Source organism: Streptomyces sp. (assembly GCF_031178505.1).
Lineage (GTDB): Bacteria > Actinomycetota > Actinomycetes > Streptomycetales > Streptomycetaceae > Streptomyces > Streptomyces gulbargensis.
On record NZ_JAPSIW010000116.1, the window covers coordinates 1 to 12,665 of the forward strand.

Below are 12,665 nucleotides of genomic sequence, written 5' to 3' on the forward strand. Positions count from 1 at the left end.
GGGGCGGCGCATACGGGTCGAGGTCGAGGACCGCTCCAGCGCCCTGCCGCGCCGCCGCGAGGCGGGGGAGGCCGGGGTGTCGGGCCGGGGGCTGTTCCTGGTGGAGCAGATCTCCGACGCGTGGGGCGTCGAGTCCCGGGGCGGCGGCAAGTGCGTGTGGTGCGAGTTCGTCCTGACGGAGACCTCCGGCCGATGACGCACGCCGATCGAGGTGCAGCCAGAAGCAGATAGAAACGGAGTGTTAACCGAGCGTACTTGACCGTAACTGACAGTACGCGATTGACTTCGTTCTCCCGCCCCTCCGCAGGACGTGAGGACACTGTGAGCAGCGAGCTTCTGGCCCCGCTCGACCTGGCCTTCTGGCATCTGGAATCCCCCGCCCACCCGCTCCACCTCGGTGCCCTCGCCCACTTCGGCCCCCCACCCGCGCCGACCGCCGGCGACCCCGGGCCCCCGGACCTCCTCTCCCTCCTCGCCCGTCGTGCCGCCGCCGTCCCCCGTCTGCGGACCCGGGTCCAGGACGTCCTCCTCCCCGTCGGCGGCGCCGCCTGGGCACCCGACCCCGACTTCGACGTGCGCCGCCACGTCCACGAGATCGCGCTGACCGGCGCCGACTTCCGGGCCGAGGCCACCCGGCTCGCCGCCGCACTCATGGAACGCCCGGTCGCACGCGGACTGCCGCCGTGGGAGATGTACCTGCTCAGCGGTGCCCCCGACGGCTCCTTCGCCGTCCTCGTCAAACTGCACCACGCGCTCGCCGACGGCATGCGCGCCGTGGCCATCGGCGCCGGCATCTTCGACGAGATCGCCGGCGGCCGTCCCACCGCCCCCGGAGGCCGCCCCCGGTCCGTACCGCACCGCTCCCGGCTCCCCGGCCCCGGCCGGCTCCTCGGCATCGCCCGCGACCGGATCGGCGACCTCGGCCGGGCGGTGGAGGTCGGCGCCTCCGTCGTCCGCGCCGGCCGGCTCGACGCGCGGGCCACCGCCGCCCTCGCCGCCGAGTCCAGCGGCACCCGCCGCATCGCCACCGCCACCCTGCCCCTGGACCGGATCCACCGGATCCGCCGCACCTCGGGCGGTACGGCCAACGACGTCCTGCTCGCCGTCGTCGCCGGAGCCCTCCGCCACTGGATCGACGGCCGCGGCCTGCCGCTGCCCGGCGCCGACCCCCGCGCCCTGGTCCCCGTCTCGCGCCGCCGCCCCGGCGTCACCGCGGGCCCCGGCAACAGCCTCTCCGGCTACCTCGTCGACCTGCCCGTCACCGAACCCGACCCGGCCGCCCGGCTGGCCGCCGTCCGCCGGGCCATGGACCGCAACAAGGCGGCGGGACCGCACCGGGGCGCCGGCGCCGTGGCCCTCCTCGCCGACCGGCTCCACCCCCTCGCCCACCGCTTCGGCGCACCTCTCGCCTCCGGCGCCGCCCGGCTCCTCTTCGACCTCCTCGTCACCCAGGTCCCGCTGCCCCGCTCCGCCCTCTCCCTGGGGGGCGCCCCGCTCCGCGCCCTCTTCCCCATGGCGCCGCTCGCCCGGGGCCAGTCCCTCGCCGTCGCCATGTCCCCCTACGGCGGCCACGTCCACGTCGGTCTCGTCGCCGACGGAGTGGCCGTCCCCGACCCGGAGGACCTCGCCGCGGCCCTCACCGGCGAACTGGACCTGCTCGACCCACCGGCGGAAACCCGCGCGGGCCCCGCCCGCGACACGCCCTGAGAGCCCGCCCGGACAACGCCGGGAAGCGTTCCGGCGCCCCGTGCGGCAAGGTGGAGCCATGCCCGAACTCCCCGAGGTGGAAGCGCTGCGGGACTTCCTCGACACCCACCTGGTGGGCAAGGAGATCGTCCGTGTCCTGCCCGTCGCCATCAGCGTCCTCAAGACGTACGACCCGCCCCTGAGCGCGGCCGAGGGCACCGAGGTCACGGCGGTCGGCCGGCACGGCAAGTTCCTCGACCTCACCCTCACCGGCGACCCCGGCGGCGAACTCCACCTGCTGGTCCATCTGGCACGGGCGGGATGGCTCCGCTGGCAGGACCCGCTGCCCTCCGGACCGCCCCGCCCCGGCAAGGGGCCCCTCGCCCTGCGCACCGCGCTCGCCGGCGGCGACGGCTTCGACCTCACCGAGGCCGGCACCACCAAACGCCTCGCCGTCCACCTCGTACGCGACCCCCGCGAGGTGCCCGGCGTCGCCCGCCTCGGCCCCGACCCGCTCGCCGAAGACTTCGGCCCGGAGGAGTTCGCCGCGCTCCTCGCCGGCGAACGCCGCCAGATCAAGGGCGCCCTGCGCGACCAGAGCCTCATCGCGGGCATCGGCAACGCCTACAGCGACGAGATCCTCCACGCCGCGCGGACCTCCCCGTTCAAACCGACCCAGAACCTCACGCCCGAGGAGACCACCGCCCTCTGGACCGCCCTGCGCACCACCCTCGGCGAGGCCGTCGAACGCTCACGCGGCCTCGCCGCCGGCAAGCTCAAGGCCGAGAAGAAGAGCGGCCTGCGCGTCCACGGCCGCACCGGGCAGCCCTGCCCCGTCTGCGGCGACACCGTCCGCGAGGTCTCCTTCAGCGACTCCTCCCTCCAGTACTGCCCCACCTGCCAGACCGGCGGAAAGATCCTCGCCGACCGGCGCCTGTCGAAACTGCTCAAATAGCGCCCGCCGCCCCTCGCCTAGACTCCGGCGCATGCTGCGCGTACTGGCCGTCGACGACGAGGAACCCGCCCTCGGGGAACTGCTCTACCTGCTGCGCGCCGACCCGCGCGTGCGCACCGCGGAGGGCGCGGGCGACGCCACCGCCGCGCTCCGCAGGATCGGGCGCGCCCTGGAGGCCGGCCCCGGCGGCGAGGACGCCGTCGACGTCGTCTTCCTCGACATCCACATGCCCGGCCTCACCGGCCTGGACGTCGCCCGGCTCCTCGCCGGCTTCGCCCGCCCCCCGCTCGTCGTCTTCGTCACCGCCCACGAGGGCTTCGCCCTCCAGGCGTTCGACCTGAAGGCCGTCGACTACGTCCTCAAGCCCGTGCGCCGCGAACGCCTCGCCGAGGCCGTCCGCCGCGTCCACGAACTGGTCCACGCGGCCGGCGCGCCCGCCGCCCCGCCCGCCCCCGAGCAGATCCCGGTGGAACTCGGCGGCGTCACCCGGTTCGTCGCGGTCGACGACATCGCCTACGTCGAGGCCCACGGCGACTACGCACGCCTCCACACCGCCCAGGGCAGCCACCTCGTCCGCATCCCGCTCTCCACCCTGGAGGAGCGCTGGGCGCCCCGCGGCTTCGTCCGCATCCACCGCAGCCACCTCGTCGCCCTCGCCCGTGTCGAGGAACTGCGGCTCGACGGCGGTGCGACGACGGTGCGGATCGGCGGCACCGACCTCGCCGTCAGCCGCCGCCACGCCCGCCAGCTGCGGGACCTGCTCCTGCGCCGGGCCGGCGCCTGAGCCGTGCCGCCGTGAGCTCGGGGCCCGCCCCGGGGCGCCGCCGTATCTGAGGGACCGCCCCGGGCCGTGCCCCGTACACCTACCGCCGCCGCGGCACGCTGCGTAGACTCCACGCGACGTCAGGGCCGCGCCGCCCGCCGTCCCCCGTCGGAAGTCGTCGAGAGATGCCGGAGCGGACCGTGATGTCCGAGCACCACCCACCGCGCAGACCCCGGCGCGAGACCGTCACCTACGCCTCCGCCCACGCCGGCGGAACGGCGCCCCGGCCCGCCGCCCGCCGCCCGGTCCACCCCCCGGCCCGTTCCGAGATCGACGAGCAGACCACCCTCGGCCACACCTACGTCCGCGCCCTGATGCGCAGCCAGCTCCGAGCCGCGCTCACCGCCCTCGGGGCCCTCGCCCTGCTGGTCGGCACCCTGCCGCTGCTGGTCGCGCTGCCCGCCCCCGAGGCGGTGGTGTGGGGCGTGCTCGGGGTCGGTGTGTACCCGGTGGTGTGGGCCGTCGCCCACTGGTACGTCCGCCGGGCCGAGGCCAACGAACGGGACTTCACCGGCCTCGTCGAACGGTGAACCGCCCCGGATGAACCCGAACCACACCTACGCGGTCGTCGCCGTGACCGCCGTCGTCCTCGCCACCGTCCTCATCGGCGCCCTCGGGCTGCGGATCTCCCGCACCACCTCCGACTTCTACGTCGCCTCCCGCACCGTGCGGCCCGGCCTCAACGCCGCCGCCATCAGCGGCGAGTACCTCTCCGCCGCCTCCTTCCTCGGCATCGCGGGCCTCGTCCTCGTCCAGGGCCCCGCCATGCTCTGGTACCCGGTCGGCTACACCGCCGGCTACCTCGTCCTGCTCGTGCTGGTCGCCGCCCCCTTGCGCCGGTCCGGCGCGTACACCCTCTCCGACTTCGCCGAGGCGCGCCTCGAGTCACCGGCCGCCCGCCGCCTCGCCAGCCTCTTCGTCGTCGGCATCGGCTGGCTCTACCTGCTGCCGCAGCTCCAGGGCGCCGGCCTGACCCTGGAGATCCTCACCGGCGCCCCCGACTGGGCCGGCGGGCTGATCGTCGCGCTCGTCGTCACCGGCACCGTCGCCGCGGGCGGCATGCGCAGCATCACCTTCGTCCAGGCCTTCCAGTACTGGCTGAAGCTCACCGCCCTGCTCGTCCCCGCGGTCTTCCTCCTCGCCGCCTGGTACGGCGACGGCGCGCCGCGCGCCCGCTTCGACGCCCCCGCCGTGCTGCGCGAGCACACGGTCGTGCGGCTCGCCGACACCGTACGGATCGACCTCGACGCGCCGCTCACGGTCACCGTGACCGGCAGCGTGGACTCCGTCCGCCACGACCACCGGACCGTCACCCTCGCCCCGGGCACCCACCACGTCCTCGCCGGCACCGAACTCGCCTTCGCCCCCGGCACCCGAGTCCCCGAACGGGCCGCGGGCGACGCCGGCCCTTCCCCGGACGTGGCCCGCGGAGACGCCCCGCTCGCCTCGCCCGGCTGGTCCCAGCCGCTCGCGGGCGGGCACGACGGCCACCAGCTGTACGCCACGTACGGGCTGATCCTCGCCACCTTCCTCGGCACCATGGGACTGCCGCACGTCGCCGTCCGCTTCTACACCAGCCCCCACGGCCGGGCCGCCCGCCGCACCACCCTCGTCGTCCTCGGGCTCGTCGGCGCCTTCTACCTGCTGCCTCCGCTCTACGGCGCCCTCGGCCGGGTGTACGCGCCCGAACTCGCCCTCACCGGCTCGGCCGACGCCGCCGTGCTCGTCCTGCCCGACCGGGTCCTCGGCGGCGTCCTCGGGGACCTGCTGGGCGCGCTCCTCGCCGGCGGGGCCTTCGCCGCCTTCCTCTCCACCGCCTCCGGCCTCACCATGTCCGTCGCCGGTGTCCTCACCCAGGACGTGCTGCCCTCCCGGGGCGTACGGCACTTCCGCCTCGCGACCCTGCTCGCCACCGCCGTCCCGCTGGGCACGGGGGTCGTCGCCTCCAAGGTGCCGGTCGCCGACGCCGTCGGCCTCGCCTTCGCCGTCTCCGCCTCCTCCTTCTGCCCGCTCCTCGTCCTCGGCATCTGGTGGCGCCGCCTCACCCCGCCGGGCGCCATGGCGGGGCTGCTCCTCGGCGGCGGTTCCGCCCTCGCCGCGGTCATGGCGACCCGTGCCGGGCTCGCCCCCGCCGGCTGGGCGCACACCCTCATGGCCTGGCCGGCCGTCTGGTCGGTGCCGCTCGGCTTCCTCGGCATGGTCCTCGTCTCGCTCGCCACCCCGCGCCGGATCCCGGCCGGCACCCCGGCGCTCCTGGCCCGCCTCCACCTGCCTGAGGAGTTCGCCGCACCCGTCCCCGAGGAGGTGCGCCGGTGAGCGGCACCGCCCTGGCCGCCGGGGCCGCAGCGGGGGCCGTGTTCCTCGCCGCCGGGTACGTGCTCGGGCGCCTCACCGCCCGGCGCGGGCACGCCGCCGCCGACCTCGACCTCGGCACGCCGGTCGAACGGGCCACCTTCCACACCCTCCACACCGCCTCCCTCGCCGCCCCGCCCCTGCGCGCCGGGCTCACCGGTGAGACCGCGGGCAGGGCCGCCCGGACCCTGCGATCCCTGCTCGGCACCGAGGCCCTCTGCCTCACCGATCGCGGCGCCGTCCTGGCCTGGGACGGCCCGGGGGAGAGCCACCACCGGGAACGCGTCCGGGCCCTGGTCGCCGAGACCCTGGAGACCGGCCGCAGCAGGTCCGCCCGGGCGGACTGCGCCGATCCGGCCTGCCCGCTGCGCTGGGCCGTCGTCGCCCCGCTCACCGGCGAGGACGGTGTCCTCGGCGCGCTCGTCGCCTACGGCTCGCGCGAGTCGGCCGTCCTGGTGCGGGCCGCGACCGAGGTCGCCCGCTGGGTCTCCGTACAGCTGGAACTGTCCGAGCTGGACCGCTCCCGCACCCGGATCGTGGAGGCCGAGATCAGGGCGCTGCGGGCCCAGATCTCGCCGCACTTCATCTTCAACTCCCTCGCCGCCATCGCCTCCTTCGTCCGCACCGACCCGGAGCGGGCCCGCGAACTCCTCCTGGAGTTCGCCGACTTCACCCGCTACTCCTTCCGGCGGCACGGCGAGTTCGCCCAGCTCGCCGACGAACTGCGCTCCATCGAGCAGTACCTGGCGCTCGCCGGGGCACGCTTCGGCGACCGGCTGAAGGTGACCCTCCAGATCGCTCCCGAGGTGCTGCCGGTGACCCTGCCGTTCCTGTGCCTCCAGCCCCTGGTGGAGAACGCGGTCAAGCACGCCCTCCAGGACCGGGAGCGCGGCTGCCGGGTGACCATCGCCGCCCGGGACGCGGGCGCCGAGGCGGTGGTGACGGTCGAGGACGACGGCGTGGGCATGGACCCGGAGCTCCTGCGCGCCGTGCTGCGCGGCGAGCACCCGGCCGGGTCCGGCATCGGCCTCTCCAACGTCGACGAGCGGCTGCGGCAGGTGTACGGGCAGGAGCACGGCCTGGTCATCGAGACGGGGCTCGGCGCGGGGATGAAGGTGACGGTACGCATCCCCAAGTACCGCTCGGGGGTGCACCCTTCGGCCCCCTGAGCCCGGCGTGCGACGGCTCGGGCCGCGTCCCGTTCAGCGCAGGCGCAGCGCGAGGTGGGCGAGCGGCAGCCCCAGCTCCCAGGCGGGCAGCCACACCTGCACCGACTCGTCGACGCGGCGGCCCGGGCCGGTCACGGCGGGGCCGTCGAGGTCGGCGGCGCGCATCCAGGTCCCGTTGAGGGTCCGCCAGGTGTTCCGCGCGAGGTCGAGGTCGGGGTCCTCGCCTCCGGCGGCGAGACGGCCGGCGATCCGCTCCTCCACCCAGGCCGCCCAGTCGCGGGCGTGGGCGGTGCGCCGCAGCCACGCGTCGGCGCGACCGGCGGCCCCGCCGCGTGCCGCCGGGCCGGGGGCGTCCGGCGGGAGCGACAGGTGGACGGTGAGGGCGAGGGTCTGGCGTCCCGCCCGGAACTCCAGGGAGCCGGGCGGGGCGAGGCCGGCGGTACGCAGCAGTTCGTCGGCCAGACAGTCGGCGCACAGCCAGGCCATCGGGACGGCGAGACCGCCACCCGTACCGCCGGCGCCGTTCGTTCTCTCGGGCGGCAACGCTCCCACCTTCTCCCGGACGTCGCGGGACCCGGACTCGGGGTCCCGGGGGAGAGCTTCCTCCGGGAAGGGCGCCCGGGGGTCCCGCTTTGCTCAACTCGCCCGTGTGGTTTCGGATACGTTCTCCGGCCGGATCGGTGCCGTTGGGAAAGCGGGGGCCGCTGGGACGCGAGGGGGAGGGGACGGGCTCAGCCGAGGAGCGCGTACACCGCCGTGGCGTGGGCGGCGGGTTCGTCCGATCCCTCCGCCGTCATGACGATGTCGGCGAAGGCCATCCGCCGGCCCGCCTTGGTCAGCCGGGCCCGGACGAGGACGTCCGTGCCGGTCACCGCCCGCTGGAAGGTGATCGACTGCTGCACGGTGGTCATGGGGACGAAACCGCCGCGGGCCGCCGACACCGCGATCACGGTGGCGGTGTCCGCCGCGGCCATCAGGGCCTGACCGGAGAGGCTCCCGCCCTCCCGGGCGAGGCGTGGGGACCACGGCAGACGGAGGACCGCCTCGTGGCCGTCGACGGAGGCGACCGAGAGCCCCAGGTCGAGCACCCAGGGGGCGAAGTTGTCGGCGAGGATCTTGTCCGCGGCGGCGAGTGTCAGCGTCACGGCGTCATTGTGGGGCTCCGGCGCGTACCCGGGCAACGCCCGCGCGGCGCGGCCGGTAGCCGGGCAGGGAACGGCCCAGCTGCCGCAGTGCGTAGTGGGAGCGCGATTTGACGGTCCCGGCGGGGATGCCGAGGTCGACGGCGGCCTCGTTGACGGTCAGTCCGTGGAAGTAGAGCCGTACCAGTACCGCGCGGTGTTCGGGGCTCAGTTCCCGTACGGCGGCCCGGACGTCGAGCGCCGCCTCGGCCGAGGTGGTGGGGTCGGCGGGGTCGGGGGTCACGGCGAGGACGCCGTCGCCGATCTCGGCCGGGCGGGCGAGGCGCGAGCGGCGGGCGTCGATGGCGAGCCGGCGGGCCACGGTGAACAGCCACGGCCGGATCGAGGCGTAGGGGCCGTCGAAGGCCTCCGGGTGCTGCCAGGCCCTGACCAGCGTCTCCTGCGCGAGGTCCTCGGCCCGCTGCCGGTCGCCGTAGGTCAGGCCGAGCAGGAAGGAGAGCAGCGCCGGGCCGTGGTCCCGCTGCAGTTCCTCCAGGGTCCGCTCGTCGGTGGTCGCTCTCGTGGCCGTCGTCATGCTGCCCGCCTTTCCCCGGTGCGTCGTCGTTCAGGGCCGTATCCGAGCGCATTCGGGCGACGAGGGACAGAGGACGGACAAGGGCGTGCGACGAACGGTCGCACCGAGCGACGAGTGGCACGGCGAAGGATCGAATGGAGCTGATGCGTCCGTTTTAGCGGGTTTAATGACTTTATACGGCTTTGACCCTTGACTGAGGCTTTTCTGAGAGATCAATTCATCAGAACAGATGTTCATCCTCAAAAATCGGGTGGAGCCCAGATGACCTCACGCACCAGACCCCGGGCGGTGGCCCTCGCCGCCGTCCTCCTCACCGCGACGGCGACCGGCTGCGGGGGAGGCACCGCCCTGAGCGGCGCGGCCCCCACCCCGGAAGGCGCCCCGAGCGGCCGGTCCGCCGGGCCCGCGCCCTCCGCCGCCCCCGGCGGAGCCTCCGCGCCCGCGGGCTTCACCCTCATCGCCTCCGGCGACGTCCTCCCGCACGACTCGATCATCCGCCGTGCCGCCCAGGACGCGGGCGGCGACGGCTACGACTTCACGCCGATGCTCTCCGGGGTGCGGCCCGTCGTCTCCGCGGCCGACCTGGCCATCTGTCACATGGAGACCGTCTACGGCGAGCCCGGCGGCCCCTACACCGGCTACCCGTCCTTCAAGTCGCCGCCGGAGATCGCCGCCGCCCTCCGCACCACCGGCTACGACTCCTGCTCCACCGCCTCCAACCACACCCTCGACGACGGCGCCGCCGGACTGCGCCGCACCCTCGACGCCCTCGACCGCGCCGGGGTGCGCCACGCGGGCTCCGCCCGGACCGCGGAGGAGGCCGCCCGGCCGACGCTGCTCACGGCGGGCGGCGCCACGGTGGCCCAGCTCGCCTACACCTACGACACCAACGGCCGCCCGCTGCCCGAAGGACAGCCCTGGGCGGTCAATCTCATCGACGAGGCGAAGGTGATCGCGGACGCCCGGGCCGCCCGCGCGGCCGGTGCCGACGTGGTGGTGGTCAGCCTCCACTGGGGCACCGAGTGGCAGACCGAGCCGGACGAGCGCCAGCTCGCCCTCGCCCGTACCCTCACCGCCTCGCGGACCGGCGGCCGCCCCGACATCGACCTGATCCTCGGCACGCACGCCCACGTGCCGCAGGCGTACGAGAAGGTCAACGGCACCTGGGTCGTCTACGGCATGGGCGACCAGATCGCCGGCGACATGATCAACCACGTGGGCGCCTACGACCCGCGCGGCAACCAGGGCACCCTCGGCCGGTTCACCTTCACCCCGCCCACCCGGCCGGGCGGGCGCTGGGAGGTCACCAAGGCGGAGTTCGTGCCGCAGTGGTACGACACCGGCCGCGGCCGGGTCGTCAACCTCGGCGCCTCCGACGGCGGCGACCCCCGGCACGCCGGCATCCGGGACGTCATCCGCCAGGTGGTCCTCGCCCGCGGGGCCGGCCAGGACGGCCTGGTCATGGGCAAGTAGTCCCACCGGTGGGGCGCGGCCCCGCCTGCCACCGCCCCGGGTGTCGGCCGGGCGGGTGCATTCGGAGCCGCGGCCGGTGTCGCTCGGCCGCACCGTGCTTCGCCCGTACGAACCATTGGTCATGAAAAAGGATCAGATGCCCATGGGGCGCCGGGCGGTGCTGCGCCTCGCCGCCGCCCTCGGGGCCACCGCCACGGTCGGCGTCCTCACCGCGGACCGGTTCGCCCCCGCCCCCTCCGGCCGCAACCCGGCCGCGGCCCCGGCCCCCGCCGGAGCGCCCGGCGGCAGCGGGGGAGCGGCGGGCCCGGCCGCCGGACCCCGCGCCGGGTCCGCACGGCAGCTTCCCTCGGCGTACCGGCTCCAGCCCATGACCGCCTACGCGCCCCCGGCCTTCCACCGGGCCGTCCCGCCCGTGCGGCGGCGTCCCTTCCTCAGCCTGGAAGGGGTGGGCCGCTCCATGGTGCTGACCTTCGACGACGGCCCCGACCCCCGCCACACCCCCGCCATCCTCAGCACCCTGCGCCGCCACGACTGCCGCGCCATGTTCTTCGTCTGCGGGGAGATGGCCGCCGCGCACCCGGACCTGCTGCGCCGGATCGCCGACGACGGGCACGTCGTCGGGAACCACTCCTGGTCCCACCCCCTCGTCCCCAAGCTGCGCCCCTCCCGCATCCGCGCCGAACTCGGCTCCACCAGCGACCTCGTCGAACAGATCCTGGGCACCGCCCCGCTCTGGTACCGCGCCCCCTACGGCGCCTGGAACCGCCACTCCTTCGAGATCGGTGCCGAACTCGGCATGGAACCGCTCGCCTGGACCCTCGACACCCTGGACTGGAAGGAACCGGGCAGCGGCACCATCGTCCGCCGGGTCCTCGCCGGCGCCGCCCCCGGCGTCGTCGTCCTCTCCCACGACGCGGGCGGCGACCGTTCCCAGAGCGTCTCCGCGCTCCGCCGCTACCTCCCGGCGCTCCTCGACGCGGGGTACAGCATCACCGTGCCCCGGCGCTGAGACCGCACCGGAACGCGACAGGGCCCCGGCGCCACGACGGCACCGGGGCCCTTTCCCCGCGCGGAGTTCAGCGGGAGTCGACCATCCGGGCGTACACGACGACGTTCCCGTCGTACCCGTGGGCGCGGGTGTAACCGCCGCCGCAGGTGATCACCCGCAGTTCGGGCTGTCCGGTGTCCGCGTAGACCTGCACGCCGGGGAAGTCGTCCTTGCTGTACACCTCCACCCCGTAGATCTCGAAGACGGCCACCCGCCCGTCGTAACGGTCGACCTCGATGCGCTGCCCCTTCTCCAGGGATCCCAGGCCGTAGAAGACCGCCGGACCGCGGGCGTTGTCGACATGGCCGACGACGACCGCGGTGCCACGCTGACCGGGCGCGATCCCGTTCTGGTACCAGCCGGCCAGGTTGGCGTCCTCGGGCGGCGGCGCGGCCACCCAGCCGTCCGGGTCGAGGCCCACGTCCATGATGGGCGCGGCCACGCGGATCGCCGGGATCCGGATGCGCGAGGCGGGCGCGAAGGGCAGAGGTTGCAGGGCGGACGTCCCCTCCGCCTGCGGCGGGGCCACCGGGCGGGCCACCGGCCGCGCCGCGGCGGTGGGCTGCGGCGGCCCGGAGTCGACGTCCACCCCGTTGCGCATCATCGCGAGCCCGGACAGCATGGCAAGGGCCAGGACGCCCCAGGGTTGGCGTCTCCGGCGCTCGGCGACGCGGAAGTCCTTCGGGGGCATGGTTCTCCCTTCGTGGCGTCGTCGAAACGGTAAGGGCGACACCGGGAACCGGCGCTCCGAACGGTGCGAACGGGTGGGCGGGGCCGCCGGACGGGTGGCGCGGCGCCCCCGCGCGCCCGGGGACCGGACCGCCCGGCCGCCGAGCCGCCGGACTCCGGTCACGGCCGTGGCTGTGCGCACCACGGGTGACGGGACGCTGACCCATCCGAGTATTCGTCCGACAATCGGCCCGACCTGCCGTGACCTGCGGTTCCGTCCACCGCGCGGGTCGTTTTCCCGGCGTGTCGCCTCACTGGGGTGGCGGAGTGCCGAAGTGCAGGAAACGCCCCAAGTTGTGATGGTTCGTCATGGAAGGCGTACTCGTCGAATCTCCCGGAGCACCGCTTTGGGGCGTCTTCCACTGGAGGTTCAACCATGCGTGCTGCACGCACTCTGGCGGTGGCCGCCACCGCGTTCGCGGCGGTCGGGCTCGCGGCCCCCCTCGCCGCCGCCACCAACGGGCCGAGCAACGTCCAAGTCAACCCGTACGACGTCCACGCGGGTTCGACGATCACGATCACCGCCAAGGGCTGCGGCCACGGCGGCAAGGTGACGTCCAACGCGTTCCCGGAGACCAACCTGTCGGTGAACTCCAACGGGCTCTCCAGCGCCATCGCCCGCGTCTACAACAACGCCACCCCGGGCAACTACAACCTGGCCGTCAAGTGCAGCGACAACTCCCGCGTGGTCACGCACCCCTTCCGCGTCCTCGC

14 protein-coding genes are annotated in these 12,665 nt (G+C 75.0%); 10 read left to right on the forward strand and 4 right to left on the reverse strand.

Annotation, left to right across the window (positions count from 1 at the left end; genetic code table 11):
* From RIF68_RS11310 to RIF68_RS11340, 7 genes are all read left to right on the forward strand, one after another.
* Nucleotides 1-196, forward strand: a 196-nt coding sequence (locus tag RIF68_RS11310; RefSeq protein WP_309051048.1) for an ATP-binding protein, incomplete at its 5' end; no start/stop codon positions are given.
* A 125-nt stretch (nt 197-321) separates the two neighbouring features.
* Nucleotides 322-1,707 (forward strand): wax ester/triacylglycerol synthase family O-acyltransferase, encoded by a 1,386-nt coding sequence (locus RIF68_RS11315; RefSeq protein WP_309051049.1) that lies wholly within the window; start codon nt 322-324, stop codon nt 1,705-1,707.
* 58 nt (nt 1,708-1,765) lie between these two features.
* On the forward strand, nt 1,766-2,641 hold the full coding sequence (locus RIF68_RS11320) for a DNA-formamidopyrimidine glycosylase family protein (RefSeq protein ID WP_309051050.1): 876 nt from the start codon (nt 1,766-1,768) through the stop codon (nt 2,639-2,641).
* Nucleotides 2,642-2,672: 31 nt separating this feature from the next.
* Complete coding sequence (locus RIF68_RS11325) at nt 2,673-3,425, forward strand: LytTR family DNA-binding domain-containing protein (RefSeq protein ID WP_309051051.1); 753 nt, start codon at nt 2,673-2,675, stop codon at nt 3,423-3,425.
* Between the two features lie 182 nt (nt 3,426-3,607).
* Nucleotides 3,608-3,994, forward strand: a complete 387-nt coding sequence (locus RIF68_RS11330; RefSeq protein ID WP_309051052.1) for a hypothetical protein — start codon at nt 3,608-3,610, stop codon at nt 3,992-3,994.
* A 10-nt stretch (nt 3,995-4,004) separates the two neighbouring features.
* Complete coding sequence (locus RIF68_RS11335; protein ID WP_309051053.1) at nt 4,005-5,780, forward strand: cation acetate symporter; 1,776 nt, start codon at nt 4,005-4,007, stop codon at nt 5,778-5,780.
* The gene (locus RIF68_RS11340) at nt 5,777-6,985 is read left to right on the forward strand and encodes a histidine kinase (RefSeq protein WP_309051054.1); all 1,209 of its coding nucleotides are present in this window, start codon (nt 5,777-5,779) and stop codon (nt 6,983-6,985) included. The genes RIF68_RS11335 and RIF68_RS11340 overlap by 4 nt, the downstream gene beginning before the upstream one ends.
* A gap of 33 nt (nt 6,986-7,018) precedes the next feature.
* On the opposite strand, the gene RIF68_RS11345 is transcribed toward RIF68_RS11340, so the two are convergent.
* From RIF68_RS11345 to RIF68_RS11355, 3 genes are all read right to left on the reverse strand, one after another.
* Nucleotides 7,019-7,528 carry a hypothetical protein gene (locus RIF68_RS11345; RefSeq protein ID WP_309051055.1) on the reverse strand — a complete coding sequence of 170 codons (510 nt, stop codon included), beginning with the start codon at nt 7,526-7,528 and terminating at the stop codon, nt 7,019-7,021.
* Between the two features lie 188 nt (nt 7,529-7,716).
* A complete protein-coding gene (locus RIF68_RS11350) occupies nt 7,717-8,130 on the reverse strand; it encodes a PaaI family thioesterase (RefSeq protein ID WP_309051056.1) in 414 nt (137 codons plus the stop codon).
* Nucleotides 8,131-8,134: 4 nt separating this feature from the next.
* Entirely contained in the window at nt 8,135-8,701 is a 567-nt protein-coding gene (locus RIF68_RS11355; protein WP_309051057.1) for a sigma-70 family RNA polymerase sigma factor, read from the reverse strand.
* 261 nt (nt 8,702-8,962) lie between these two features.
* Here RIF68_RS11355 and RIF68_RS11360 point away from each other — a divergent pair, with 261 nt between their 5' ends.
* Together RIF68_RS11360 and RIF68_RS11365 are read left to right on the forward strand one after the other, a co-directional pair.
* Entirely contained in the window at nt 8,963-10,174 is a 1,212-nt protein-coding gene (locus RIF68_RS11360) for a CapA family protein (protein ID WP_309051058.1), read from the forward strand.
* A 121-nt stretch (nt 10,175-10,295) separates the two neighbouring features.
* Nucleotides 10,296-11,183 (forward strand): polysaccharide deacetylase family protein, encoded by an 888-nt coding sequence (locus RIF68_RS11365; RefSeq protein ID WP_309051059.1) that lies wholly within the window; start codon nt 10,296-10,298, stop codon nt 11,181-11,183.
* Between the two features lie 67 nt (nt 11,184-11,250).
* Here the strand turns inward: RIF68_RS11365 and RIF68_RS11370 are convergent, their stop codons facing one another.
* The gene (locus RIF68_RS11370) at nt 11,251-11,913 is read right to left on the reverse strand and encodes a class F sortase (RefSeq protein WP_309051060.1); all 663 of its coding nucleotides are present in this window, start codon (nt 11,911-11,913) and stop codon (nt 11,251-11,253) included.
* Between the two features lie 414 nt (nt 11,914-12,327).
* On the opposite strand from RIF68_RS11370, the gene RIF68_RS11375 reads away from it, so the two are divergent.
* Nucleotides 12,328-12,665, forward strand: a 338-nt coding sequence (locus tag RIF68_RS11375) for a hypothetical protein (RefSeq protein ID WP_309051061.1), incomplete at its 3' end; no start/stop codon positions are given.